General features: G+C 58.0%; 26 protein-coding genes. 15 read left to right on the top strand and 11 right to left on the bottom strand.

The genetic code is table 11. The features are described from left to right. Positions 1 to 23: 23 nt before the first annotated feature. The 9 genes from F6Y09_RS01210 to atzF all read right to left on the bottom strand — a co-directional run bounded on the left by F6Y09_RS01210 (position 24) and on the right by atzF (position 9,049). A complete protein-coding gene (locus F6Y09_RS01210) occupies positions 24 to 1,001 on the bottom strand; it encodes a DMT family transporter (RefSeq protein WP_152205103.1) in 978 nt (325 codons plus the stop codon). A gap of 63 nt (positions 1,002 to 1,064) precedes the next feature. Then, positions 1,065 to 1,724, bottom strand: a complete 660-nt coding sequence (locus F6Y09_RS01205; protein WP_152205102.1) for a LutC/YkgG family protein — start codon at positions 1,722 to 1,724, stop codon at positions 1,065 to 1,067. Continuing rightward, entirely contained in the window at positions 1,721 to 3,250 is a 1,530-nt protein-coding gene (locus F6Y09_RS01200) for a LutB/LldF family L-lactate oxidation iron-sulfur protein (RefSeq protein WP_152205101.1), read from the bottom strand. The genes F6Y09_RS01205 and F6Y09_RS01200 overlap by 4 nt, the downstream gene beginning before the upstream one ends. Continuing rightward, a complete protein-coding gene (locus F6Y09_RS01195; protein WP_152205100.1) occupies positions 3,247 to 4,044 on the bottom strand; it encodes a (Fe-S)-binding protein in 798 nt (265 codons plus the stop codon). The genes F6Y09_RS01200 and F6Y09_RS01195 overlap by 4 nt, the downstream gene beginning before the upstream one ends. A 214-nt stretch (positions 4,045 to 4,258) precedes the next feature. Further along, positions 4,259 to 4,531 (bottom strand): ComEA family DNA-binding protein, encoded by a 273-nt coding sequence (locus F6Y09_RS01190; protein ID WP_152205099.1) that lies wholly within the window; start codon positions 4,529 to 4,531, stop codon positions 4,259 to 4,261. A gap of 444 nt (positions 4,532 to 4,975) precedes the next feature. Continuing rightward, positions 4,976 to 6,019: a 2-dehydropantoate 2-reductase gene (locus F6Y09_RS01185; protein WP_152205098.1), complete on the bottom strand. Its 1,044-nt coding sequence runs from the start codon at positions 6,017 to 6,019 to the stop codon at positions 4,976 to 4,978. A gap of 157 nt (positions 6,020 to 6,176) precedes the next feature. After that, positions 6,177 to 6,890: a GntR family transcriptional regulator gene (locus tag F6Y09_RS01180; protein ID WP_152205097.1), complete on the bottom strand. Its 714-nt coding sequence runs from the start codon at positions 6,888 to 6,890 to the stop codon at positions 6,177 to 6,179. Positions 6,891 to 6,900: 10 nt separating this feature from the next. Then, positions 6,901 to 7,158 (bottom strand): biotin carboxylase N-terminal domain-containing protein, encoded by a 258-nt coding sequence (locus F6Y09_RS01175; protein ID WP_152205096.1) that lies wholly within the window; start codon positions 7,156 to 7,158, stop codon positions 6,901 to 6,903. A gap of 13 nt (positions 7,159 to 7,171) precedes the next feature. Next, positions 7,172 to 9,049: an allophanate hydrolase gene (gene atzF, locus F6Y09_RS01170; protein WP_152205095.1), complete on the bottom strand. Its 1,878-nt coding sequence runs from the start codon at positions 9,047 to 9,049 to the stop codon at positions 7,172 to 7,174. Between the two features lie 490 nt (positions 9,050 to 9,539). Here atzF and urtA point away from each other — a divergent pair, with 490 nt between their 5' ends. The 15 genes from urtA (at position 9,540) to F6Y09_RS01095 (ending at position 23,576) form a co-directional block, all read left to right on the top strand. Next, on the top strand, positions 9,540 to 10,847 hold the full coding sequence (gene urtA, locus F6Y09_RS01165) for an urea ABC transporter substrate-binding protein (protein WP_152205094.1): 1,308 nt from the start codon (positions 9,540 to 9,542) through the stop codon (positions 10,845 to 10,847). Between the two features lie 218 nt (positions 10,848 to 11,065). After that, a complete protein-coding gene (gene urtB, locus F6Y09_RS01160) occupies positions 11,066 to 12,667 on the top strand; it encodes an urea ABC transporter permease subunit UrtB (RefSeq protein WP_152205093.1) in 1,602 nt (533 codons plus the stop codon). 9 nt (positions 12,668 to 12,676) lie between these two features. Next, the gene (gene urtC, locus F6Y09_RS01155) at positions 12,677 to 13,774 is read left to right on the top strand and encodes an urea ABC transporter permease subunit UrtC (protein ID WP_152205092.1); all 1,098 of its coding nucleotides are present in this window, start codon (positions 12,677 to 12,679) and stop codon (positions 13,772 to 13,774) included. Positions 13,775 to 13,779: 5 nt separating this feature from the next. Next, positions 13,780 to 14,595, top strand: coding sequence for an urea ABC transporter ATP-binding protein UrtD (gene urtD / locus F6Y09_RS01150; protein ID WP_425481804.1), 816 nt, complete (start codon positions 13,780 to 13,782; stop codon positions 14,593 to 14,595). After that, complete coding sequence (gene urtE / locus F6Y09_RS01145; protein WP_152205090.1) at positions 14,595 to 15,293, top strand: urea ABC transporter ATP-binding subunit UrtE; 699 nt, start codon at positions 14,595 to 14,597, stop codon at positions 15,291 to 15,293. The genes urtD and urtE overlap by 1 nt, the downstream gene beginning before the upstream one ends. Next, positions 15,290 to 16,186, top strand: coding sequence for an urease accessory protein UreD (locus F6Y09_RS01140; protein WP_152205089.1), 897 nt, complete (start codon positions 15,290 to 15,292; stop codon positions 16,184 to 16,186). The genes urtE and F6Y09_RS01140 overlap by 4 nt, the downstream gene beginning before the upstream one ends. 29 nt (positions 16,187 to 16,215) lie before the next feature. Next, on the top strand, positions 16,216 to 16,518 hold the full coding sequence (gene ureA / locus F6Y09_RS01135; protein ID WP_152205088.1) for an urease subunit gamma: 303 nt from the start codon (positions 16,216 to 16,218) through the stop codon (positions 16,516 to 16,518). A gap of 10 nt (positions 16,519 to 16,528) precedes the next feature. Continuing rightward, positions 16,529 to 16,846 carry an urease subunit beta gene (locus F6Y09_RS01130; RefSeq protein ID WP_152205087.1) on the top strand — a complete coding sequence of 106 codons (318 nt, stop codon included), beginning with the start codon at positions 16,529 to 16,531 and terminating at the stop codon, positions 16,844 to 16,846. A 150-nt stretch (positions 16,847 to 16,996) separates the two neighbouring features. Next, positions 16,997 to 18,700, top strand: coding sequence for an urease subunit alpha (gene ureC / locus F6Y09_RS01125; protein ID WP_152205086.1), 1,704 nt, complete (start codon positions 16,997 to 16,999; stop codon positions 18,698 to 18,700). Positions 18,701 to 18,730: 30 nt separating this feature from the next. Continuing rightward, positions 18,731 to 19,411 carry an urease accessory protein UreE gene (gene ureE, locus F6Y09_RS01120; protein ID WP_152205085.1) on the top strand — a complete coding sequence of 227 codons (681 nt, stop codon included), beginning with the start codon at positions 18,731 to 18,733 and terminating at the stop codon, positions 19,409 to 19,411. After that, positions 19,401 to 20,090 (top strand): urease accessory protein UreF, encoded by a 690-nt coding sequence (locus F6Y09_RS01115; RefSeq protein ID WP_152205084.1) that lies wholly within the window; start codon positions 19,401 to 19,403, stop codon positions 20,088 to 20,090. The genes ureE and F6Y09_RS01115 overlap by 11 nt, the downstream gene beginning before the upstream one ends. A 167-nt stretch (positions 20,091 to 20,257) precedes the next feature. Beyond that, on the top strand, positions 20,258 to 20,896 hold the full coding sequence (ureG, locus tag F6Y09_RS01110; protein ID WP_152205083.1) for an urease accessory protein UreG: 639 nt from the start codon (positions 20,258 to 20,260) through the stop codon (positions 20,894 to 20,896). Positions 20,897 to 20,940: 44 nt separating this feature from the next. Next, entirely contained in the window at positions 20,941 to 21,126 is a 186-nt protein-coding gene (locus F6Y09_RS01105) for a hypothetical protein (RefSeq protein ID WP_152205082.1), read from the top strand. 212 nt (positions 21,127 to 21,338) lie between these two features. Then, positions 21,339 to 22,454 (top strand): nuclease-related domain-containing protein, encoded by a 1,116-nt coding sequence (locus tag F6Y09_RS01100; RefSeq protein ID WP_152205081.1) that lies wholly within the window; start codon positions 21,339 to 21,341, stop codon positions 22,452 to 22,454. A gap of 108 nt (positions 22,455 to 22,562) precedes the next feature. After that, on the top strand, positions 22,563 to 23,576 hold the full coding sequence (locus F6Y09_RS01095; protein WP_152205080.1) for an IS110 family RNA-guided transposase: 1,014 nt from the start codon (positions 22,563 to 22,565) through the stop codon (positions 23,574 to 23,576). An 880-nt stretch (positions 23,577 to 24,456) separates the two neighbouring features. Here the strand turns inward: F6Y09_RS01095 and F6Y09_RS01090 are convergent. Both F6Y09_RS01090 and F6Y09_RS01085 read right to left on the bottom strand, forming a co-directional pair. Then, positions 24,457 to 24,669 carry a retron Se72 family effector protein gene (locus F6Y09_RS01090; protein WP_152205079.1) on the bottom strand — a complete coding sequence of 71 codons (213 nt, stop codon included), beginning with the start codon at positions 24,667 to 24,669 and terminating at the stop codon, positions 24,457 to 24,459. Beyond that, positions 24,666 to 25,841, bottom strand: coding sequence for a reverse transcriptase family protein (locus F6Y09_RS01085; RefSeq protein ID WP_152205078.1), 1,176 nt, complete (start codon positions 25,839 to 25,841; stop codon positions 24,666 to 24,668). Before F6Y09_RS01085 ends, F6Y09_RS01090 begins: the two co-directional genes overlap by 4 nt. Between the last annotated feature and the right edge of the window lie 595 nt (positions 25,842 to 26,436).

The following is a 26,436-nucleotide window of genomic DNA, read 5'->3' as shown; positions in this document are numbered from 1 at the left end:
GAACGCTGGACGGAACGCTGATATCAAGCCGCTGGGGAGTCCTGGCCGGCCCTGGCAATGATATCAGGTTTCCGGGCGGCTCCGGAACGTGACGCCACAACGACTGCGATAGTCAGGATGACGGCCCCCAGTATGCCCATGGCAGCGAGGTTTTCACCCAGAATCACCCAGGCCAGTGCTGCAACGAACAGCGGTTCCAGCGTGACGATAATGCTGGAGGTAGTGGCCGGTGTGTTCTTCATGCCCGCAAAGAAACACAAATACCCCAGACACGTCGGCACCAGACCGATATACACCACCAACAACCAGTCAACGGTGCCTAAACTCTGCAGCTGAGCCAGACCGCCCGATAACGCTACGATGGGTAGCAAGGTCAGGGCCCCGGTGAAAAAGCAGATAAATGCCGTGGCAAATACCGGTGCGCCGCTGGCGGCGTGTCGGCTGGTCAGCGTGAAGCCTGCATAAACAAAAGCCGCTGCCAACGCCATGGCGATACCCGCAAGCCGGATGTTGCCGGTGGTCTTCATATCACCCATCACCAGCAACGCTGTGCCACCAATGGCCGCAATCAGAGCGATGAGTGTGGTCAGGCCCGGTTTTTCCCCGAGAATCGGCGCCGCCAGGAGCGCGACAATGACCGGCGACAGGCACAGGGCAATCAGCGTGGCGATGCCAGCACCGGTGAGATCCACTGCCACCAGATAGGTGCCTTGGTATGCCGCCTGAAAAACCCCGAGCGCTGCCAGCGCGAGCAGGATTCTGGGGGTGATGCGAGCGCGCTGACTGGAGTCGGTATGCCGGCGCTCCCACAGCATCAGCACGAAAAAACAGGGGAAGGCAATGCTCAGCCGGGCGAGGCCCAGGGTCAACGGCTCCAGTTCGCTGCCGGTAAACAGGAATTTTGCAGCAATACCAGTCGTGGCCCAAAGGGCCGCCGCCAGAGCAATCAGCAGTGCGCCTTTGAGGACTTTAGCCTGGGCGGGGGTTCTGGGCGCTGGCATGGAGAAAGCCTTTCAGAGGAATGATTCAGGGCCGGAAGTACCGGTCAAGAGGCAAGGGGCAGGTTATTCCGCCCCGATCACAATGACAATCAACTCCTTCGGTCCGTGGACGCCGTAGGCGAGGGTTTGTTCGATGTCGGCGGTTTTAGAGGGGCCGGATATCAGCAGGGCGTTGGTGGGCATGCCGGAGGCCCATCGTTGCAGCGCAATGGCTTCGTGGAAGGTGGCGAAGATCTGGTCCGCTTCCAGTACGGCAATGTGTATGGGAGGCACCAGGCTCATCAGGCGCGGTTCGTCAGCGTTGGGCCAGAGGATGAGGGAGCCGGTTTCGGCGATGGCACCACGAGTCGAGGTAATGGCTGCGTCGACGTCGTTGAAGAGTTTTGGTAGCCAGTGCTCGATAGCTGTGTCGTAACCCAGGAGCTCGGGCATGTCAGGCCTGTCAGCGTCCCGAATAGTTCGACCGATGGCATGCTTTAAGGGCACCAGTAAATTCCGGGCTGACCGGGATTGCAGGATGTCGGCAAGGGTATCGAGCCAGTCTTCTTCGCTTACGCGGTGTACCTCGCCGTGGACCGACTCGATCATCTTCTGAAACCGGTCGAGCTTCTCCGCAGCGCTCCATTCGCGATCTGCAATCACGCTGAAGTCTGTTTCCGGAACCGCAATTTCGCCGCCATGGCGCTGCCGCAAGCGCTGTAGTATCTGTTCCCGGGCACTCATGACAGGTTTCCTCGTTGAGCGACGTTGCTGGATTGGGGCATGCGGGCTGAAGGTCTCACTGAGGACGACCGTTGGGCCATCATCTGGTGCAGCGTTTTGGGTGCCAGCTTCGGGGCCGACCGATACCGTGTCCAGCCTCCCATGGTTCTGGGCAGTAATTTGCGGAAGCGGGCAGACACCGAGGTGCCTAGCCGGTACAGCCAGGGCTGGCTGTGCATCCAGCGCCACCCCAGCCAGGCTGCGGCTTCGAGGTGGCCGCGTTTGACGCCGTGCCCGCGGACATTGCTGGGTCGTTCGGAATCACCGTCCACAGACTCCCTCCGCAGGCGCACCAGCAAGTCAGGTATCGGAATCTTGACCGGGCAGACTTCGCCGCAGGCCCCGCAAAGCGAGGAAGCGGTCGGCATGTGCTGAGTTGCCTCCAGCCCGAGCATATGGGGCATCAGGATGGAGCCGATCGGTCCGGGGTAGGTGGTGCCATAAACATGACCGCCCACCCGGGTATAGACCGGGCAGTGGTTCATACAGGCGCCGCAGCGAATACAGCGCAGGGTCGCCAGCAGTTCGTCATCCTGGTAGATGGTCGAGCGGCCGTTATCCACCAGCACCAGATGCACCTCTTCCGGGCCATCCAGTTCGTTGAACTGGCGCGGGCGGGAAATCATGTTGAAGTAGGTGGTGATGTGCTGGCCGGTAGCGGAGCGGGTCAGCAACGCGAGCAGGCCGGTGACATCCTCCATGGTCCCCACCACTTTCTCGATGCCCGTCACTGCGATGTGGCAAGCGGGCACGGTGGTGGTCATGCGGCCGTTACCCTCGTTTTCCACCAGACACAGGGTGCCGGTTTCAGCGACCGCGAAATTCACCCCGGACACCCCGACATCCGCGTTCATGAACTTTTCACGCAGCTGCTGGCGGGCGCTGGCAGTCAGGTAGTTGACGTCGTGGGAACGCTCGGTGCCGGTTTTCTCATGCAGCAGTTCGGAGATCTCCTCGGTGTTCTTGTGAATCGCCGGCATGATGATGTGGGAGGGCGTTTCCTCGGCAAGTTGCACGATGTACTCGCCAAGGTCTGATTCCAGCGCTTCGATGCCCTGTTCTTCCAGGTAATGGTTCAGTTCCATTTCCTCGGAGACCATCGATTTGCCCTTGATGACCGTTTTGGCATTACGGGCGACACAGATTTTGCGAACGATCCGACAGGCTTCATCACCGTCATTGGCCCAGTGCACCCGGACACCGTTGTCCGTCAAATTCTTTTCCAGCTGCTCCAGCAGGTCTGGCAGGTTAGCGAGTGCCCGTTGGCGAATGTTGGCACCCAGCTCCCGCAGGGTTTCCAGCTCCCAGCCTTCAAACGCGGAGCGGCGCTTGCTCATCAACCCATCCATGGCATTGCGGAAATTGCGGCGGATTTGCGGGTTCTCAAGCGCAACCCTGGCGCGGGGATGGAATTGCTGGACAACCGCACCGTGAGCGGCCAGGTTTTCAGCGGATGGGGTGTCGGAGTGTGATGTCGGTTGGTTCATGAGCGGGAATCTCCTTCAACCGGGTCCGTGGGCGAGCCTGAGACTCGCTGCCACAGAAAGCTCAGTATGTGCTGGCCGTTGAGCGGGCGGGCGGATTTCTCCGCGCAACCAGCAATGTTCATCAGGCAGCCGCAATCGGTGGTAACAAACTCCGGTGCCCCGGCCTCCACCAGACTCGTCACTTTATCAGTGACCATGGCACCGGAAATTTCCGGATGCCGAACAGCAAAAGTACCCCCGAACCCACAGCATTCTTCGGCCCGTACCTGTTCGACCAGTGTCACATTGGAGAGCTGCTTGAGTAGCTTGGGCCCCACTTCGGCCACGCCCATCTCGCGCCGGGCAGAGCAGGAGGTGTGCATTGCCACGGTGGCGGGTTGCCCGAGGTCCTGCAGTTTGATGTGGCACACATTGAGCAAAAAGTCCGTCAATTCCCATACCCGGCTGGCAACTTCGTTGGCTGTTTCCGCCTGGGGCAAACCCCTGAACAGGTCCGGGTAATGCTTTCGCATCATGCCACCGCAGGAGCCGGAGGGCACCACAATGGGCCAGCCTTCCGGAAACAGGTCAAGTTGGGCGGCCGCCACGGAGCGTGCTTCATCGTGATAGCCGGAGGTGTAGGCAGGCTGACCGCAGCAGGTCTGGTCGCGAGGGAAAATAACCTCAATGCCTTCGCGCTCAAGGAGCTGGATGCCCGCCATGCCGGCTTCAGGGTAAAACAGGTCGATCAGGCAAGTGCCATAGAAATACACTTTCTGTGGCTTGGACGGATACAGTTTAATGGCGTCAGTCATTGTTGTTATCACTCTCCCGGACGGGTAGGGCGGCTTGCATGATTCGTTTGAATCAATTGCCTTCTTATATCTTTACGATAGGCACCACGAATTGGCCTGTCTAGGCGACTTTCGACTCAAAAGTATGGGGAAGGAAAATGTGGAAGGTCCAGCTGGGGATAGAAATCAGAGGCCCCGTAGGCGAGGCCCTGAGTCAGCGCGGGTTATGGGAGCCTTACTTGACGGTCAGGCGCTCTGCATTGGTTTCCAGGGTCTTGGCACCGATGCCTTTAACATTGCCAAGATCGTTGACCGTGGCGAACGGGCCGTTCTGCTCGCGGTAGGAAATGATGGCTTCTGCCTTGGCTTCGCCAATGCCATTGAGGTTTGCCAGTGTCGCTACATCGGCCTCGTTGATGTTGATAGTCTCACCGGGATTGGCAGAGGCAAAACCGGTCAGCAGTGAGAACAGCAATACGAATGTTGCAAGAAAAGATGTACGGGCCATGAAGAGCTCCTTTTTTCGGGTTATTGGTTTTTGATAGCCGAAAACAGATCTGAAGGATGCTGACTCGCAGAGGCAGGCTCTAAAGTAAGACAGGAAAGGACGCAAAAACGGGCAAGGATTCTCAACGAAAGGCTCATCAACAGAGGCCACGGAGAGGTGCACAGTCCTTGTGTACCCTATCCGTGGCCAACTTCCGCCTGATCCGTCAGGCGTCAACTATCCCTGTTTATCGAGTCATCCCTGAGGTTCTTCCCTGTTTGCATCCTGCATGCCTGAACTCCTTTCAAGCGGCGCGTCCCTGCAACCCCGCAATCCTTGCGAGTACTGCTTCCGTGCTAAGGATCATTTTACGCAGGTGCTGATGGGCGAGAACCAGCCTTTGTTGGCACCGCGTGTGAGAGATGGATTACACGCGCGTAATCCCGCAATTTAAGGGGTCGGGGTTCAGCCACCCACCGGATGGTAATCGTTCTGGGCCTGGCTGAGGTACTTGAGCAGTACATCCGCCGGCCAGGGCTGACGGAGCCCCTGTTCATGCTGATGGATCAGGTTGGTGAGGGCCTGATTTATCGGCGCTCGCAGGCCCAGGCGCTCCGCAAGGCGGACCACTTCACCGTTGATCCAGTCCACCTCGGTTGGCCGGCCGGCTTCCAGGTCTTCCCACATGGAAGAGCGGGCGATCGGGTCAATGGTCAGCATTTTTTTGGCAAACCGGGTAAAAAACCAGTCCGGTGATTTCATCAGATACGGGATAGCTGGAGTGGGAATCGCTATCAGCTTGATGGTCGGAATGCCTGCCATTTCCATCAGTGTGAGGGTTTCCTGCTGGGCCCGCGCCAGACAGCGGCGGTAATCCCGTTGTGACAACTCTTCCAGCAAAGGCAGGCCAGACAGGGCGTTGATGGGGTTGTTCAGATTCAGCAACAACTTGGACCACATCACCGAAGGCATGTCGTCCCGCTCTTCCAGCGGTATGCCAGCCCGCTGGAACCAATACAGGAAAGGTTCAAGCGCCGGATGCCTGGTGGCCATTAGATGACCTTCGGTACCCTGGTGAAAATGCCCGTGTTGTTTTTGCAGCACGTTAAACGGAATCATCCCCGCCAGCACCACGCACTCAGGCAGCTGCTCCCGCAGCCTATCGGCATTGCTGATACCATTTTGCAGACTGATCACCGGCGTGCCGGGCTTCAGAACGTCTGCCAATTGCCGACCGGCTTCTTCCGTGGCACCGGATTTGGTGGTGATAATCACCAGGTCTGCGTCGCTGGCGTCTGCCGGATCGGTGGAGTAGGTGCCGGGTTTCAAGGTGGTCTGAAACTCGAAGCCCTTGTAATCGGTGATGGTCAGCGGGTGTTTTTCGAAAAGTTGCTGCAGGCGGGGACGTCCGATCATTCTGACATCTGCCCCGGCGGACAGCAGCCGGCCTCCAACGTAACAGCCGACATTGCCGGCGCCGAAAATCACAATACGGCTTGAATCTGTCATGGGCGGGCCTTTTGGTTTTCTGGATTTGGCATCCCGGATGGACCGGGATGCTGCTCGCTTGTATTTACTATACAGCATCTTTTGCAATGTGGGTTTCCCCCTCCCACAGCTTGCAACCTTAGAGTTGCCTCTAATTCAAAAGCAGGGAGGTTTAAAATCAGGGCGTTGCCTTGTTCTGTTGATGCATCCGCGCCGCCTCCCGAATCTTTTCCATGGTGATTTCTCGCACCGCCGCCTGACTGGTGCGGATGTGGGCGGTGAGCTTTTCTGCGGCAGCGCCGGGTTGGTTGCTGCTGATGGCGTCGAGTATTTCTGCGTGTTCGTTATAAGTGGCGTCGACGCGGTCCGGCCGGGTGAAATCGAGCCGGCGGATGATCCGCAGGCGGTCGGTGATTTCCTGGTGGATGCGGGTCATTTCCCGGTTGCCCGCGGCGGCGACCAGCTCGCAATGGAAGCTTTCGTCCAGGGCGCGAACGGTGCTGCCAATGGCACGTTCAGACGGATGATCCGGGTGCCAGATGGCGTTGAGCTGGCGCAGAATCGGTGGGGGTGTCGGGTGGCTGCAGATCTTGTGCATCGCCGCCCGTTCAAGGGTGATGCGCAAATCGTAGAGTTCTTCCACCCTCTCGAAATCCAGCGGCTTGACCTGCCAGCCACTGCGGAACAGCACATCCATATGGCCTTCCCGCTGCAGCCGGTACAGTGCCTCCCGCACCGGTGTGCGGCTGGCCGCCAGGCGGGTGGCGATCTCGCCTTCACTGAACCTGTCACCGGGAATCAGCCGGAACTCGAAGATGTCGTCCTTGAGGGCCTCATACACCCGATCCGCCACGCTGCTCTGGCGGCGCGGCTTGCCAGCGGATCGGCTCATGGTGCCTTCCTCATATTGCAATGCTGATCAGGGGCTCCCCTGGTGAAAACGCCTTGCCCGGCTCGCAATGCAGCGCACTGATGGTGGCGGAGGCGTTGATTTCAAACTCCACGATTTTAACCGCCAGCTGACCGGCCCGCTCAACATGCTGGCTGTGACGGTTCGGGTGGGCATAAACCGCCATGTTGCGGATACCCATCTGCTTGAGGGTGCGGATGTTACGAACGGCGATTTCGCCGCGATTGGCGATCAGTACGGTGCTGAACATGGTGCAAATCTCCTTATGCTTTGCCGGCCTTGAGCGCGTCGATGTAAGCGCGCCAGCCGCCGAATTCGGTGACGTCCCGGGCGTTTTCCAGGGCATGGCCCTCGCAGATGAAACCGTTGACCCAGCGGCCATCGGCCAGCTCCACATTGCCGATGCCCAGGGGTGGCGGAATCAGATCCACAAAGGAGCCAAAGGCGCTGGCGGGCATTTGCCAGACTTCCAGGATGATTGCTTTACCTTCTTCATCACCTGATACCCGTTTCAGGCCCGGCTTGGGCGGCGAGGTGTCTGGCAGGGCAAACAGCCGGTAATTCGGGCTGGTGGTGGTCTGCTCCCGCAATGTGGCGTGGCGCTCTGTGAGCTGGGTGTTCAGGGGCATGCCGGTCAGATGGGCGCCCACAACGGCGACGGTGATGGTGTCGACAAGACTGGGGCCTGTCAGGGAGGAAGGCATAGCGCTGCTCTTTTCCGTGCGGGCGCTCTCCGCAGGCCGGGGGCGGTCAGTGGCGCCGAGGTGGGTGGGGTTGGCATTGAGCCAACGGCTGGCCAGCTGTTGCAGGTCACCATCCCGCCAAGCGCCGGCAATCAGGGTGACGCCAAAGGGCAGGGCGTCGCTGCGGAAACCCGCAGGCACCGCCAGGGCGCAGAGATCCGCCAGGTTCACGAAATTGGTGTAGGTGCCGAGGCGGCTGTTGAGAGTGACCGGGTCCGCATTCACCGCGGCAATGGTGGGCGCGATGGGCGCGGTCGGCACCAGCAGGGCGTCGATGTCTTGCAACAGGTGATCAATGGCCCGTACCAGCTCTTCCTTGCGGTATTGCGCCCTGAAGGTATCGGTCGCGGTAAAATTGGCGGCCTTGCCGATAATGCCCCGCACGACCGGGTTCATGCTGTCCGGGTGGGCGGCCATGAACTCCTCCACCGCGGCATGACGCTCGGCCACCCACGGGCCCTCATAAAGCAGCGCGGCCAGCTCAGACAGCAGGCTGAAATCCGTCGGTACCAGCGTTACGCCGAGCTTTTCCCAAAGCCCCAGGGTGACGCCCCAGGCGGCCTTCGCGCAGTCATCCCCGAACCACTCCGGCTCGGCGGGAACCGCAAGCCGTTTGATTGCTCCGGGCTGGCGAATGGCAGGGCCGGCGGCTGGCAGCGACTCCGGCCGGGGGCGGGAAAAGGCATCCGAAGGCTGATACACCCCCGCGTGTTCGAATACCTTGCCAGCGTCGGTGACGGTCAGGGCGAAGATGGACACGCAATCCAGCGAGCGGCAGGCCGGGACCACGCCTTCAATGCTGATCGCACCCCGGGTGGGCTTGAGACCGACCAGGTTGTTCAGGCCCGCAGGCACGCGGCCGGAACCCGCGGTATCCGTGCCCAGCGCAAAGGGCACCAGGCCCCGGGCGACTGCAGAGGCAGAGCCGGAACTGGAGCCGCCGCTGATCACCTCCGGATTGAACGTGTTGGGCACTGCACCATAAGGCGAGCGGGTGCCCACCAGGCCGGTGGCGAACTGGTCCAGGTTGGTCTTGCCGATCAGCACGGCGCCTGCGGCTCTGAGCCTGGCGACAACGGCGGCGTCCTGGGCAGGAGTGTACGCATAATCCGGACACGCCGCCGTGGTCTCAAAGCCGGTGGCATCGATGTTGTCCTTGACCGCAAAGGGCACGCCGAACAGCGGCAATGCCGACGGGTACCCTCCGGCTTGAGCCACTGCGCGGTCCAGGCCGGCGAGGCCGTCATCCAGTTGCGCCGGGGTGGCCAGTGAAATCCACGCGCTATCGTCCGCGCCCAATGAGTCGAGCAGGGCGTGCAGCAGGTTGGCGGGCATTTGCTCGTTATCAAGGTAGGCCTGCTGCCAATCCTGCAGTGTCCATCCAATTGTCGAGGGCATTGTGTGGGTTCCATCAGGTCAGTCATCTTGTATACAACCTGCCCATCGCAACCCACGTGCCACTTTCGGTTTTAATTTAAAAGCCAATAAAAACAACAAACTGATGAGAAGTCCGAAGCTTCTGGACTAATTAAGTGCGCACCACTGTGGGACCCAGGCCCAAAAAATAGCGCCATTCTGGTGCGCAGGAGCGTCACTGCGATGCAAGTACCATCCATAATTAAATAAGTCATTGTTTTATAAGTTATTTAAGTTCAGTTCTCAAACGGGCATAAAAACAGACCCGAGCGCTTTCAAACGCTGAACTGGCGGGTTTTGTGACGTTTGATAGTGCAGACCCGGGCATCCAAAAACCTGCCTTATGTCGCTTGTATACTATTCAACCTCATGTTTTAAAAGGGTGTTTTAAAGAGTTGGAACGGCCGATGCACGGTTTCCAGTGCGCCTATCTCGCACGCTAGCTAAAAACACTGGAATAAGGACGAGCATAATGAACGCGAAGAAGAGCCTCAAACTCGGGTTGTCCGCCTTGGCACTGACAGTCTCACTATCCGTTACCGCCCAGGAAGGTCCGATCAAGGTCGGTATCCTGCACTCGTTGTCCGGCACCATGGCGATCAGTGAAACCGCCCTGAAAGACACCATGCTGATGCTGATCGAAAAGCAGAACGCCGAAGGCGGTGTACTGGGCCGTCAGCTTGAGCCGGTCGTCGTAGACCCCGCCTCCAACTGGCCGCTGTTCGCTGAAAAAGCCCGTGAGCTGCTGGCCCAGGAAAAAGTCGACGTCATCTTCGGCAACTGGACCTCGGTGTCCCGCAAATCGGTACTGCCGGTTATTGAAGAGCTGAACGGCCTGCTGTTCTACCCGGTTCAGTATGAAGGTGAAGAGTCATCCGAGAACGTGTTCTACACCGGCGCGGCGCCCAACCAGCAGGCAATTCCGGCGGTCGACTACCTGATGAACACCATCGGCGTGGAGCGCTGGGTACTGGCAGGCACGGACTATGTGTATCCACGCACCACCAACAAGATCCTCGAAACCTACCTGAAAGATCAGGGCGTGGCGGAAGCCGACATCATGATCAACTACACGCCTTTCGGTCACTCCGACTGGCAGAACATTGTGTCTGACATCAAGCGCTTCGGCTCTGCCGGCAAGAAAACCGCCGTGGTCTCCACCATCAACGGTGATGCCAACGTGCCGTTCTACCGTGAGCTGGGCAACCAGGGCGTCTCCGCCTCCGACATCCCGGTGGTGGCCTTCTCCGTGGGCGAGCAGGAATTGTCCGGTATCGACACCGGCCCGTTAGTGGGCCACCTGGCCGCCTGGAACTACTTCATGAGCGTGGACAGCGACGCCAACTACGACTTCATCGATGAGTGGGTCAAGTTCTCCCAGGACGACGAAGCCGTTACCAACGATCCCATGGAAGCCCACTACATCGGCTTCAACATGTACATCGAAGCCGTCAACAAAGCCGGCACCACCGATGTGGACGCGGTCAAAGACGCCATCATCGGTGTTTCCGTACCCAACCTGACCGGCGGCTACGCCACCATGATGCCGAACCACCACATCACCAAGCCGGTGCTGATCGGTGAGATTCAGGACAACGGCCAGTTCTCCACCGTATGGCAGACCCCGTCTACCGTCGCGGGTGATGCCTGGTCTGACTTCCTGCCGGGTTCCCGGGACCTGATCGCAGACTGGCGCAAGCCGATGTCCTGCGGCAACTTCAACGTCAAGGAAGGCAAGTGCGGTGCCTCTGCCGGTGAGCAGGCCCTAGCTGCCGAATAAGGTGAGTTATCCGGAGGTGGCACTGGCCGCCTCTGGAGCCTGTCGTTCAATGGCATGTTACTGATGAGAAACAAAGTAAGCGGACAGGTCTTTCCAAAACCGTACGGAGCCATGGATGGCGGAGGACGAGCGTACAGGGAAGTATTTACAGCGTGTTTTGGAAAGACCTGTCCGCTTACTAACGCACGGATTAGTCATCCCCAAGACAGGACACAACTATGAGCATCACCCGATTGCTCACATCGCTGCTTTTTGTCATTGCCATGGCCTTCACGCCCCTGGCAGCCGCCCAGCAAGAAGACCCCGGCGTTGCCCTGCTGAATGATCTGGCCACAGCCTCTCCGAGGGAAGTGGAAGCAGCCATCAAGGCCATAGCGAACAGCGGCGATGAAAGAGCCAGGAGTTGGCTCGAAGCCTTTGGCAGCAACCGCCTGAGCATCATCAAAGACTCTGGCAAAATCGTGGTCGTGCTGAATAACCGTGGCCGCGACTGGACCATAGCGGACGCCCTCACCAGCGAGAACCTGGGAGAAATCTCCCGCCGGAAGCTGGACCGGATAAATATCAACAATGCCATGCGCCGCCAACTCGAAGGCACGCTGGCGATGCTCGACCTGTACGCCGACAACCCCGATCTGCAAGCGCAGGCAGGTAAAGACCTGCTGGGCAAGGTTGATGAGGCACTGGTCGAACCCCTGACCGAATTTCTGGCCCAGGACCGACCCCGGGCGGTGACCAATCGCGTGGAGCAGGCCCTGGCCATTTACCGGGTGGAACAACTCGGTGATATCGAAGCGGTAGACGTGCTGGCAGGCAGCCTCCACAGCCGCGCCCGGGCTGCCCTGAACAGCGCTGTCACAAGTGACGACCCGGCGCTGGCGGGCAAGGCCCGGATAGCACTGGAATCCGTCGAGCAGAAACTCAAGCTCAACCGCGCCGCCGAGACCCTGTATTTCGGTTTATCCCTCGGTTCGGTGTTGGTGCTGGCGGCCATCGGCCTGGCCATCACCTTCGGTGTCATGGGCGTGATCAATATGGCCCACGGCGAGCTGATCATGCTGGGGGCCTACACCACCTGGGGCATGCAGCAATTGTTACCGGGCCAGCCCGGTCTAGCGCTGATCTTGTCCATCCCTGCAGGATTTTTAGTGGCCGCCCTCGCCGGTGTCGCCATCGAGCGCAGCGTGATCCAGTTTCTCAAGGGCCGCCCGCTGGAAACCCTGCTGGCCACCTTCGGCATCAGCCTGATTCTGCAGCAACTGGTGCGCACCGTGATTTCACCCCTCAATCGCACCGTGATTACGCCGGAGTGGATGAGTGGTTCACTGATTATCAACGACGCCTTGTCCCTGACCCTCAACCGCCTCTACGTACTGGCTTTTGCCCTGCTGGTGTTCGCAGCGCTGATGCTGATCATGCGCAAGACCCGGCTCGGGCTGGAAGTGCGCGCGGTCACCCAGAACCGGGCCATGGCCCGTTCCATGGGCATCAGGGCTACCCGGGTCGACGTCATGACCTTTGCCCTGGGTTCCGGCGTGGCCGGGCTGGCGGGTGTGGCGCTGTCTCAGCTCACCAACGTCGGCCCCAACCTGGGCCAGAACTACATCATTGACTCCTTCATGGTGGTGGTGTTTGGCGGCGTCGGTAACCTCTGGGGCACCCTGGTCGCAGGGCTTACCCTCGGCACCCTCAACCAGTTGCTGGAGCCCTGGGCGGGCGCCGTACTGGCCAAGATTGTGGTGCTGGTGTTCATCATCCTGTTCATCCAGAAACGCCCGCGGGGACTTTTCCCGCAAAAGGGCCGTGCGGCAGAGGGGTAAGGTAATAATATGTGGCTGACACGACCTTTTTATGAGCGTTCCACCCAGCTGTTCCTGGGCATTCTGTTCGCTGCGCTGCTGGTAGTCACCGTGCTGCACGTGGCGCTGCCCGAGGGCCACCCGCTGCATGTGACCAGCTATACGGTCACACTGTTTGGTAAATACCTGTGCTACGCCCTGCTGGCGGTGGCGGTGGATCTGGTGTGGGGATACCTCGGTATTCTCAGCCTGGGCCACGGCGCGTTTTTCGCCCTCGGTGGCTATGCCATGGGCATGTACCTGATGCGCCAGATCGGCGACCGGGGCACCTATGGTGACCCCATCCTGCCGGACTTCATGGTGTTCCTGAACTGGCAGGAGCTGCCCTGGTACTGGCTGGGTTTCGACATGGCCTGGTTTGCCTTCATCATGGTGCTGCTGGCCCCAGGGCTGCTGGCGCTGGTGTTCGGCTTTCTGGCCTTTCGCTCCCGGGTGACCGGGGTGTACCTGTCCATCATCACCCAGGCACTGACCTTTGCGCTGATGCTGGCGTTCTTCCGCAACGAGATGGGTTTTGGCGGCAACAACGGCCTGACCGACTTCAAGGACATTCTCGGCTTTAACCTGCGTACCGATGCCACCCGGCTGGGGCTGTTTCTCGCCACCGGCGTCGCACTGGCCATTGGCTATGTGGTGTGCCGCGCCATTGTGACCAGCAAGCTCGGGCGGGTGAGTGTGGCCTGCCGGGATGCCGAGGCCCGCACCCGCTTTTTGGGTTACCGGGTGGAGCGGGTGCAGCTGTTCGTGTTCGTGGTGTCCGCCATGCTGGCGGGGGTGGCCGGCGCGCTGTATGTGCCGCAAGTCGGCATCATCAATCCGAGCGAATTCTCGCCCATTTTCTCCATTGAAATCGTGGTGTGGGTGGCCCTTGGCGGCCGTGCAACCCTCTACGGCGCGGTCATAGGCGCCATCCTGGTGAACTACGCCAAAACCGTCTTTACCGGCGTCATGCCGGACGCCTGGCTGTTCGCCCTCGGTGCCCTGTTCGTACTGGTCACGGTCTTCCTGCCCCAGGGCATTGCGGGCCTGCTCAAATCCCGCCACACGGCAAAGGAGGCCGCCGCATGAGCATCATGAGCGAACTGACCAACCGTGACCGGGTGTTCGACTTTCTCACCCCGTCGGACTCCCCGGTGGATGTGCGCCACGGCCCCATCCTCTACCTGGAAGATGTCAACGTAAGCTTTGACGGCTTTCGGGCCATCAACAACCTCAACCTCACCATCGACGATGGCGAGCTGCGCTGCATCATTGGCCCCAACGGCGCGGGCAAGACCACCATGATGGACATCATCACCGGCAAGACCCGGCCAGACACCGGCTCGGTCTGGTTCGGCAGCCGCCACAACCTGCTCACCAAAAGCGAGCCGGACATTGCCAGCCTGGGCATCGGCCGCAAGTTCCAGAAACCCACGGTATTCGAAGCCCTCACCGTGTTCGAAAACCTGGAGCTGGCCATGGCCGCCGACAAGCGCATCCTGCCCACGCTGACCGCCATTATGCAGCCGCAATACCGGGACCGCATCGACGATGTGCTGCAGACGATCGGCCTGAAGGACCTGCGGGACAAACTCGCAGGCATCCTCTCCCACGGCCAGAAACAGTGGCTGGAAATCGGCATGCTGCTGATGCAGAAACCCCGTCTGCTGCTGGTGGACGAACCCGTGGCTGGCATGACCGAACAGGAAATGGAACGCACCGCCGAACTGCTCACCGGCCTGGCGGGTAAACAGTCCGTGGTGGTGGTAGAGCACGACATGGGCTTTGTGCGCTCCATCGCCCGCAAGGTCACCGTGCTGCACCAGGGCAGCGTGCTGGCGGAAGGCACCATGGATGAGGTCTCCAACGACCCGGAAGTGATCAAGGTGTATCTGGGGGAGGAGGCGTAATGCTGAAAATCCACAAGCTCAACCAGTTCTACGGCGAAAGCCATACCCTCTGGGATCTGGACCTGGACGTGCCCCGGGGCCAGTGCACCTGCGTAATGGGCCGCAACGGCGTGGGCAAGACCACCCTGATGAAATGCATCATGGGCGAGGAAGACGTCAAAAACGGCAGCCTGCTGTTCGCCGGTGACGTAGAACTCACCAAACGCAAAGTCGAAGACCGCGCCCGCCTGGGCATCGGCTACGTGCCCCAGGGCCGGCAGATCTTCCCGTTATTGACGGTGGAAGAAAACCTTCGCACCGGCCTGGCCGTGTGCAAGGACGGCAGCAAGAAAATCCCCGAGCGGGTCTACGAACTCTTCCCGGTACTGAAAGAAATGCGCAACCGCCGGGGCGGCGACCTCTCCGGCGGCCAGCAACAGCAGCTCGCCATCGGCCGGGCGCTGGTGATCGAGCCGCGCCTGCTGATCCTGGACGAGCCGGGCGAGGGCATCCAGCCGAACATCGTGGCGCAGATCGGCGAGGTGATTCAAAAGCTGATCAAAGAAGACGGCCTCACCGTGCTGTTGGTGGAGCAGAAGCTGCCGTTCGCCCGCAAATACGCCGACCGCTTCGCCATCCTCGACCGGGGCCGCCGCGTGGCCGAAGGCGAAATCGCCGGCCTGACCGACGAACTCATCAAGAAGCACCTGACGGTATGACGGTCTATCAGCCACTGAAAGCCGCGAACGACTCCGGCCACCGCTTCGACGAAGGCCGGCGCTGGGCGGCGTCCATCTCCCTGGGCTTCGATGCCCGGCCGGACGGCGACAACACCGCCACCCGCATGACCCACGTGCGTCATAAAGGCCCGTTGCGAGTACAGCGCCCGTTCTATCCCGAAGGCCGCAACGGCTGCTGCCACGTGTACCTGCTGCACCCGCCCGGCGGGCTGGTCAGCGGCGATGCCCTGAGCATCCAGGCCCGGGTGGGCGAGGGCGCCCACACCCTGTTGACCACCCCGGCCGCCGCCAAACTCTACAAGGCCGACAGCCACGGCGTCGCCTGGGCTCAACACACTCATTTGAGCGTGGAGAGGGGCGGTACCCTCGAATACCTGCCCCAGGAAACCCTCGCCTTTGACGGCTCCCGGGGCGAACAGAGCACCACCATCGAACTGGCCACCGGCGCCAAATGCATCGGCTGGGAAATCCTCGCCCTCGGCCGCCCGGCCAGCAAACTGCCGTTCGTCTCCGGCCACCTGGAACAGAAATTCCGCCTGCTGATGGACGGCCGCCCCCTGTGGCTGGAGCGCCAGCCCATGGACCCGAACCATCCCCGGTTCAAAGGCCACTGGGGCCAGGGCGGCGCCACCGTCCAGGCCACCCTCTGGGTCGTCGGCCTGGACGACGAAGCCGCCGCCATCGAAGAACTCAGAGAAACCCTGCCCGCCAGCCACCGCTGGGCGGTGACTCGCCGCCGGGGCGTGGTGCTGCTGCGCTACCTGGGGCAGGAACGCAACGAAGCCTGGGCGCTGTGCCAGCAAGCCTGGGAACTGCTCAGACCAAGACTCACCGGCCAGCCAGCCAGCGTTCCAAGAATCTGGCTGACCTGAACGATATGCGATTAACGGAGCGATAACCGATGGAATTAACGCCCAGAGACAAAGACAAACTGCTGCTGTTCACCGCAGCCCTGCTGGCGGAACGCCGCAAAGCCAAGGGGTTGAAACTCAACTACCCCGAAGCCGTCGCCCTCATCAGTGCCGAAATCATGGAAGGCGCTCGGGAAGGCCGCAGCGTGGCGGAAATGATGACCGCCGGCACCGAAATCCTCACCCGTGACGACGTCATGGACGGCGTGGCTGAAATGGTCGACGAAGTGCAGGTGGAAGCCACCTTCCCGGATGGAACGAAACTCGTCACCGTTCACAACCCCATAGTATGAGGACCGCGCCATGATCCCTGGTGAATACGATTTGAAAGACGGCGACATCGAACTCTGCGAAGGCCGCGAACGCATCAAAATTGAGGTTTCCAACACCGGCGACCGCCCGGTCCAGATCGGCTCCCACTACCACTTCGCCGAAGCCAACCCGGCGCTGGATTTCGACCGAGTGAAAGCCAGGGGCTTCCGCCTGGATGTGGCGGCGGGTACTGCGATCCGTTTCGAACCCGGCCAAAGCCGCGAAGTCACCCTGATTCCGTTTTCCGGCAGCCGGGAAATCTACGGTTTCCGACAGGAAGTCATGGGAAAGCTGGACGTCACGAAATGATCAGCAGGGTCGGTCGGGTAAGTCTTTTCGGGAATGTGCGGAGCCATGGATGGCGGAGCCCAAGCGTCACATGGATGTGCCGCAAGGAGCGTTTCCCGAAAAGACTTACCCGATCGGCCCCAGGCACCCAAGCACAATGAGGGGGATAGCATGAAGATAACAAGACAGGCCTACGCCGACATGTACGGCCCAACCACCGGCGACCGGGTAAGGCTCGGCGACACCGACCTGTGGATCGAAGTGGAAAGCGACACCGCCCACTACGGCGACGAAGTCAAATTCGGCGGCGGCAAAGTCATCCGCGACGGCATGGGCCAGAGCCAGCGTGCCGATGAGTCCGTGATGGACACCGTCATCACCAACGCCCTGATCCTCGATTGGTGGGGCATCGTCAAAGCCGACGTCGGCATCCAGAAAGGCCGCATCGCCGCCATCGGCAAGGCCGGTAATCCGGACACCCAGCCCGACGTCACTATCGTCATCGGCCCCGGCACCGAAATCATCGCCGGTGAAGGCAAAATCCTCACCGCCGGCGGCATCGACTCCCACATCCACTTTATCTGCCCCCAGCAGATCGAAGAGGCCCTGATGAGCGGCATCACCACGATGCTTGGCGGCGGCACCGGCCCGGCCACCGGCACCAACGCCACCACCTGTACCCCGGGGCCCTGGCACATCGGCAAGATGCTGCAGGCGGTGGACGCCATGCCAATGAACATCGGCTTCCTCGGCAAGGGCAACGCCAGCCTGCCGGAATCCCTTGAGCTACAGCTCAAAGCCGGCGCCATGGGCCTGAAACTCCATGAAGACTGGGGCACCACACCCGCCTCCATCGACAACTGCCTCACCGTGGGGGACAAATACGATGTACAGGTCGCCATCCACACCGACACCCTGAACGAATCCGGCTTCGTGGAAGACACCCTGGCGGCGTTCAAGGAACGCTGCATCCACACCTACCACACCGAAGGCGCAGGTGGCGGCCACGCGCCGGACATCATCACCGCCTGCTCCAAACCCTACGTGCTGCCGTCCTCCACCAACCCGACGCGGCCCTACACCGTGAACACCATCGACGAACACCTCGACATGCTGATGGTGTGCCACCACCTGGACCCCAACATTCCGGAAGACGTCGCCTTTGCCGACTCCCGTATCCGCCGCGAGACCATCGCCGCCGAAGACATCCTCCATGACCTGGGTGTGATCTCCATGATCGCCTCCGACTCCCAGGCCATGGGCCGGGTGGGCGAAGTGGTGTGCCGCACCTGGCAGACCGCCCACAAGATGAAAACCCAGCGCGGGTTACTGCCGGAAGATACAGAGCTGGGGGCGGACAACCACCGCGCCAAGCGCTATATCGCCAAGTACACCATCAACCCGGCTATCACCCACGGCATCGGCCATGAAGTGGGCTCGGTGGAAGTGGGTAAAATGGCGGACCTGGTGCTCTGGGCGCCGGCCTTCTTCGGCGTCAAACCGGCCACCATCATCAAGGGTGGCATGATCGCCGCCGCTCCCATGGGCGACCCCAACGCGTCGATCCCGACCCCGCAGCCGGTGCATTACCGGCCCATGTTCGGAGCGTTTGGCAAGGCCGCCAGTGCCACCCGGCTGAGCTTTGTCAGCCAGGCTGCCCTGGACGCCGGGATTGGCGAGCAACTGGGGCTGGACAGCCCGCTGTCCGCCTGCAAAGGCGTGCGGGACGTGCGCAAGGCCGACCTGAAACTGAACGATGCCTGCCCGCACCTCACCGTTGACCCACAGACTTACGAAGTGCGCGCCGACGGCGAACTGCTGACCTGCGAGCCGGCCACAGAGCTGCCACTGGCCCAGCTCTATCACCTGTTTTAATGACCGACCTGCAATACGAAGGATCTGACCATGATTGAACTGACCAAACGAATAGATCCGGTGGCGCCCTCGGAAGTCTTCGACAGCCTGACCCTGCCGTACGAGCTGCGCATTCGCGGCCGTCTCCGGGCCACCACGGATAACAACCACGACGTCGGCCTGTTTCTCGATCGTGGCCCGGTGCTGCGCGAAGGTGAATGTCTGCAGGCCCAGAGCGGCGAAATCATCCGCATCCGCGCCGCCGACGAAGCGGTGGTGACCGCCACGCTTGATGCCGGTTTCTCTTTGGCGCGTTTGTGCTATCACCTCGGCAACCGCCACGTGCAACTGGCCATCGGCATGAACGAGACCGGCCCGGACGCAGGCAAAGGCTGGGTGCGCTTCCCGCCGGACCATGTGTTGGAAGAACTGGCCGAACGCCTGGGCGCCACCCTGAAACACCACCAGGCGCCGTTTGACCCGGAACCGGGTGCCTACGACAAAGCCGGCCAGAGCCACGGCCATGGCCACTCTCAAGAGCACTCTCAAGAGCACTCTCAAGGGCACTCTCACGGCCACTCTCACGGCCACTCTCATGGGCACTCTCATGGGCACTCTCATGGGCATTCTCATTCCCACGCTGAGTCTCACAGCCATAGCCACATTGAAAGTCACAGTCACGATCCGGAAGCCGACAACACACCGGCCCCGGAGAAACCCCATGCCCACTGATTCGGCACCGGTCGCTGACCTGGCACTGCTGGGCCTGCTGCAACTGGTCAGCCCGGCTCTGCCCATCGGTGCCTTTGCCTGGTCCCAGGGCCTGGAAAGCGCCTTTGAACTGGGTTGGGTGACCAACGAGGCCGAGCTGGGGCAATGGCTGGACGGCGTACTGGACGACGGCCTGAGCCGGTGCGAGTTGCCGCTGCTGGCAAGGCTGCAACTTGCCTGGGCGAATGCAGACGCAGAGGCGATTGCCAATTGGAACGACTGGCTGCACGCCACCAGGGAAACCGCTGAACTGAGCGATGAAGATGTTCGTCTCGGCTCCGCCCTGATCCGCCTGCTGACGAGTCTGGAACTGCTGCCCGCCCCGGCGTTAATGCCCGACGAACCCGGCTACGTCACCGTATTTTCCTGGGTTGCCCACCGGCGCAATGTGCCGGTGCGCCAGACCCTGCTCGGCTTTGCCTGGGCCTGGCTGGAAAACCAGCTCGCCGTGGCCTGCAAGGCCATGCCCCTGGGCCACACCGCCGCCCAGCGCCTGACCGAACGGCTACGCCCGCAACTGGTGATGGCCGTGGATAACGCCCTGGAGAAAGAAGACCACGAACTCGGCCCCGTAATACCGGGCCTGGCGCTCGGCAGCGCCTTGCATGAAACCCAGTATTCACGGCTTTTCAGAAGCTAGAAAACAACTCCGATGATGGGGGAGGCGAGCAGGAAACCCTTTTTGAAAATGTGCGGAGCCATGGATGGCGGAGCCCAAGCGCACATGGATGTGCTTGTAGCGTTTTTCAAAAAGGGTTTCCTGGTTGCCGACCTACTCGGAGCAAGAAAACAATGAGGAGATGAAAAATGAAACATTGCCTGAGAGTTGGAGTCGGCGGCCCGGTCGGCTCCGGCAAGACCGCCCTGTTGCGCCAGCTGTGCCTGGCCCTGCGGGACTACTACGACATCGCAGTGGTCACCAACGACATCTACACCCGCGAAGACGCCGATTTCCTGCTCAAACACGATGCCCTACCAGCGGACCGCATCCTAGGTGTCGAAACCGGCGGCTGCCCCCACACCGCCATCCGTGAGGATGCCTCCATGAACCTGGCCGCCATCGACGACCTGCAGGCACGCCACCCGGGCCTGGAACTGGTACTGGTGGAATCCGGCGGCGACAACCTCTCCGCCACCTTCAGCCCGGAGCTGTCGGACCTCACCCTGTACGTGATCGACGTGTCCGCCGGCGACAAGATCCCCCGCAAGGGCGGCCCCGGTATAACCAAGTCGGACCTGCTGATCATCAATAAGATCGACATCGCCGAGTATGTGCATGCCTCGCTGGATGTGATGGAGCGGGATTCCCAAAAGATGCGCGGCGAGCGTCCCTTTGTGTTTGCCAACCTGTATGACGGGGTAGGGCTGGAGACGATTATCAGCTTTATTCTGGAGCGGGGGATGTTGCCGGAACGGCGGCCTGGGAAGCTGGCTGAGACCGCTTAACAACGACGGATTTTAAATGTTTAACGCATTACGGAGATACAGCTATGAAAATAAGTAACCGACTCACTCTGACTGCCTGTCTGATTCTGATCTCTGGAGCGGCTTGGGGCCATTCTGGCCATGAAGCCATTGGCGATGTTCTGCACATTGAATACCTGTTGGCTGCGGGAGCAGCTATTGCCGTTGGGATCTATGCATTGATGCGCCATAAGAAGAACGGGCAAGACTGACGTCTGTATTGGTGGGGCTCAAGTCGCTCTATTTCGAGAGAGCCAGCTAAAAATTTTCGGCAAAACAAAAAGCTGCGTGGCAATGCCTCGCAGTTTTTTTGTGGCATAAAATTTACGTATTTATGTAATCAAAGCAGACAAGAAGCGTTGGGATGGTCTACCTTAGGTAGCTAAACACTACGGAAGCACCTGATTGTAAGGGATAACGGCGGATGGACCCCTCAGTATTGCTACAGCCTCTTTTACACTTCTGGTATTTCATACCGCTCTTACTGCTGTTAGCCGTATTGCGTTCTCCCTGGTTCAAAGGCCATCTGGGCGAATTCATTGTCAACGTCTCCGCTCGCCTGTTCCTCGACAAAGACCGTTACCACCTGATCAAGAATGTCACCCTGCCCACGGAAGACGGCACCACCCAGATCGACCACATCATCGTTTCCCGATATGGCGTGTTCGTAGTGGAAACCAAAAACATGAAGGGCTGGATCTTTGGTAACGCCCAACAGCGTCAGTGGACCCAGAAAATCTTCAGGCACAACCAGAAGTTCCAGAACCCACTGCATCAGAACTACAAACATGTAAAAACCCTGCAGGCACTGCTGGGCCTGACTGAGAGCCAGATCCATTCGCTGGTGGTGTTTTTGGGAGATGCGACCTTCAAGACTGAGATGCCTCCCAATGTGACGAAGGGCCGTGGGTATTTACGGTTTATCGAATCCCACCTGAACACGGTACTTACACCAGAGCAGGTAAGTGAGGTTATTGAACGCATTGCGGCAAGGCGACTGACCGCATCCTTCAAAACCCATCGGGCCCATGTCCGACATGTGCAGGAGATAGTTGCCGGCAAGACCCAGCAGATGGACTTTGGCGGTGCCACGGACCGGGACAGACTAATTCATCGAAACGAACCCCGGCGCAAGGGCGGGGGGCTGAAACCGAAGCTCGCCATCATCGCGGTGATGGTTGTGTTTGTCTATTTGGGAGGCCCTGGCGAGTTGACCAGGCTAGTTGCGGGGAGTGTGGCCCAAAGTGTCCAGGCAAACGTGACAGCCAGGCCTGAGGTTGAAGCCCCAAAGATACAGCCGAACCTTGAGGCCGAACGTGCTCGCCAGGCAGAAGACCAGAGGCAACGGTTAGCGGAAGCCCGGCAAGCGAAGGAGCGTGCCTTTGAACGTGCCTTTAATGAGAATTATGTGGCACCCGAGGGCTGTGATAACTGGAAGTCGGACCGGCACATGGTGGAGTGTGTGAATTATGGGATGCGGGCTAAGGCGGCGTTTCACGAAAGTTATTTTGGAGCCGGTAGTGCTGGGGCAGAAGGTTGATATCGATTCAAAAATAGATCTGAAGATCATGTAGCCAGCCTCCCATAGCCCGTCATCGGGAGTAGGCTGGTAGTTGGCAAAACAAACCTGCCACTACAGGAGGCTGACATGAGTCTATTCTGCGCCATTGATCTTCATTCCAACAACAGCGTTGCCGTCATTATCGACCCTCAGGACAACATCGTTTTCCAGCGACGTCTGCCAAACGATATTGAGGTGATCAAAGCGGCACTACGTCCTTTCCAGGCGGAGCTCCACGCCGTCGCGGTCGAATCGACCTTCAACTGGTACTGGCTGGTAGATGGCCTGCAGGCTGCCGGCTTTGAACTGATGCTGGTCAATCCTCAGGCCGTACAGCAATACCAAGGGCTGAAGCACACCGATGATGTTTCAGACGCCCGTTGGTTAGCCAACCTGATGCGCCTGGGCATCTTGCCCACCGGTTACATCTACCCCTTTGAAGAACGCACCCTGCGAGACCTGTTGCGTAAACGGCTCCTGCTGGTTCGTGAGCGAGCCATGCATCTGATCAGCGCTCAAAGTCAGATCTGGCGGTCCACCAGTCAGCGTGTCGATAGCACCGAGCTCAAACGAGCTCAACCTGAACTGCTGAAGGTCTTTGATCACCCCAATTTACGCAGGGCATTGCACTGCCACCTGGTGATGATCCGCACTCTGAACGAACAAATTCAGATGCTGGAACGACAGATCAGCCAGCAGATGCGTTTCAACAAGGCATTTCAGATGTTACTGACCGTCGATGGCGTCGGTCCTACCCTGGGTTTAACCATCGCACTGGAAACTGGCGACATTACGCGCTTCCCGACCGTTGGTCGCTATGCGTCCTACTGTCGCTGTGTGAACAGTCGGCGGCTGAGCAACGGCAAAGCCAAGGGGCAGAACAACACGCGTAACGGAAACAAATATTTGGGATGGGCGTTCGTTGAATTGGCCCTCAGCATCATCCGGCACAATAAGACGGCGCACCGGTTCTACCAGCGCAAACGGGCGCAGCGCAATGGTGCCCTGGCAACCAAAGCCCTGGCCCATAAAATGGCCAGAGCCTGTTACTACGTGATGCGCGACCAGGTGCCTTTTGACCAAACCAGACTCTTTGCCTGATGACGATTTGAGTGTGTGGAGCAACCCGGAAACCGGGATGGTTCAACCAGAGATCTGAATGGGTCTCCACGCACTCTCCCGAGCACGCTAAGTGCGCTGATGCGCCGTGGCCGTGAACCACTCTGAGACTGGCACCGCGAGAGCGGCTAACCATCTATCTGTAACACTTGGACACGGTCAGGCACGGATGATTTTTTGGGGTGAAAGCCAGGGGATAGCTCGGCGAGCTATCCTTGACCCTGATGGGTGTCTGGTGCGGATCAGTCCGTAACCAAAGTTGAAATAGCGGGTGTGCATCTGAGGGAACCAAAAACCGCAATAAAAAAGCGGTCAGGTCTTTTATTGTGTCTTGACTCCGGCTGGCTAATGGGTGTCCCGGTTCTCTCGTTCATACTTCTGATAAAGAAAAGCAAAAGCTTTGTTTGATCGCTAAAATTACATTAAGTCTTGCGAGGTCAATTGGTTATAGTAGAGGTTCAAATAAGGTGTAGTAGCATTAAGGTGACGATTTTTTGGCATGCCAAAACCAGGAAGAGAACCGGAAATAAAACCGGGCTAGATTTATTTTCTACATGAGCTTGCGGATTGTGCGTCTGTGTGAGTCCCGATTCTGAGTATAGAGAAAAACCTGGTTACTATAACGTGATCGACTGTACCTTCTTTGCATGGAGCCGCGGGAGGTGCTTGACTAATAAAATCCACGTTTCCAATGATATTAACTGCTGGCAAAGACGCTAAGATGGCACTACCTTAAACGGGAAGAATATTTAAAACATTCCACGATTGAAACTAGGCACTCAAATATAATATATAGTGTTTTCCACTAAAATTTAGGATGCGAATGGTAAAAGCCATCGGTTTGATAGCGGAAAAGTAATCATTATCCAGTTTTTTCTACGTCGTAGGCTCTGGGTCCCTTGTGCTCCTTTTTCACATCAAATCTAACTTTGTCTCCTTCGACTAACGCTCTGTCTTTTGTTTTTATATCTTCAAAGAATACAAAAACATCTTTACCTGTTTCGCGTCTGATAAAACCAAATCCTTTAAATGGATCAAACATTCGAACGGTTCCATGCTCTTTTTCGTCAGTCATAGCCAGTATTCTACTTTGGTGGGGATTTTAGGATAAGCGTTCTTAAGTTTACGCCTCAGTTTTCTTGATTTATTTCTTTTTGTTCTGGATAGTATTCCAAGTGTATAGAAAACTTTGTTGATTCTAGTGATATCACCATATTTAAGTGACGTTTGTTTTTTCGAATTAATGAGTTTGTTTAAATCAATTTCCAATTTTCTCTCAGAAAGATCATCGAGAGTCGGAAGTATCATTGCTAGTCTGGACCTTAGATCGGCACTTTGACTGTGACCTAAACGGTGCATTTTTGCTACTTGCCCAGAGACATGATTCCAAAATTTATGGTAATCAATCTCTGCTGAGCCTTGCGAATGTTTCTTTTCACACTCAAATACTAACTGCCGTATATACCGGCGTTCACTTTTCCTTAACTTTGGCTTTGAATGACCAATCCAAAGGCCTGTAACATCATATGGCTGAGCGTGAGAGTGCTTTACTGAAATCTTTGTTTTCTTGTTTTGAACTTTCAGGTCGTGTTTTTTAAATAGAGCAATGACATCTTTTATTAGTTGGCTAGTGTGCTCTTCACTAATTTCAGATTCGATGGACAGAGTAATGTCATCTAGCAGCCTTGTGTATTTAACTCCTTGTCCTCTTAAGTTTGCAACAATCCGATATTCCGAGTTAAAGAATATGAGGTTTGCGATGTATGAGGATGTGCATGCTCCCTGAGGGACTCGCCCGTTTAATGTGACCAGTGCTGTTAGTGTCTTTGAAACTTCGTCTGGAAAGTTAAAAAAATATTTAAATACTCGATATACATAAGCTTCTCCAATGTTATCGTAAAAATTCTTTATATCTAAAGATATTAAAGTTTTGGAGTTCGCATGTATTTTCGCATTTTCCACGTAATCACGCTTTTTCTCGTAATCTTTTATTCCGCCTTGAAGATAAATCGGAAACCTAACTTTTTCAAAAATTCGGTGATTAATGCGTTTTTGTAGCTTTTTGAGTTCATATTTTGGTTCGAAAACGATGCGTTGTTTGCCAGATTTTGACGTAACAGAGAACGATGTGTATGAGCTATTTGAGCGAGCACAAAAGTCCTGTAAAAGCTTGGGATGAACTCCTAGCGTTTTGGCCAGTGTCTCATTCGTGGATATTGGAAGATGCGGATAATAGGGCTTGTCCAAAAGTCATCCTTGGCCGATTCGGGACGATTAGCAGAAAAAGCAAAAGGGGGGGAGTCGGCTTTAACTAAAAAACGATTTTACAATCATTATCAGAATAAAAACCCAAGACTTGATGGCTGGCAACCCATGCCACCTTTGTCCTGTACTCGAGTCAACTTGTTTCACACCCTTAGCATCATTCTCATTCAGCTTGGATGCGTTCTCTTTGTTTACGAATGTTACCTGTATTTCTATTTTGAAATGATCCATGTGGATCCTCCGGTTAAGTTAATGGATTTAGGCTCCTAGGAGCGCCAGACCAAACTTCCCCGAAACAGGAATATATACATTGACTACGAGTAGACTCCCTTCCTTTACGCCAGACAACCGTCGGCGGCCATGCCCGTTACTCAGATCGCGCGCTACGCGCTTGCTGAGAGGCAAGGACACCCGCGGTGACCGGTCATGATCCTTTCGGATCGCCAGAAGGCATCGATTTCCTGCGCCAAGCAACATTCAGAGAACTACAAACGGGCGTATGTCACCCGCTGAGGTAAAAGTAGTTGCTCATAATGTGAGAGTCAATCGAAAAATGAAAAATCGAGGAAAACGGAAA

Source organism: Marinobacter changyiensis (assembly GCF_009193265.1).
Classification (GTDB): Bacteria; Pseudomonadota; Gammaproteobacteria; order Pseudomonadales; family Oleiphilaceae; genus Marinobacter; species Marinobacter changyiensis.
Note: the sequence above shows the minus strand (reverse complement) of the source record. Positions and strands in the feature narration are given on the sequence as shown.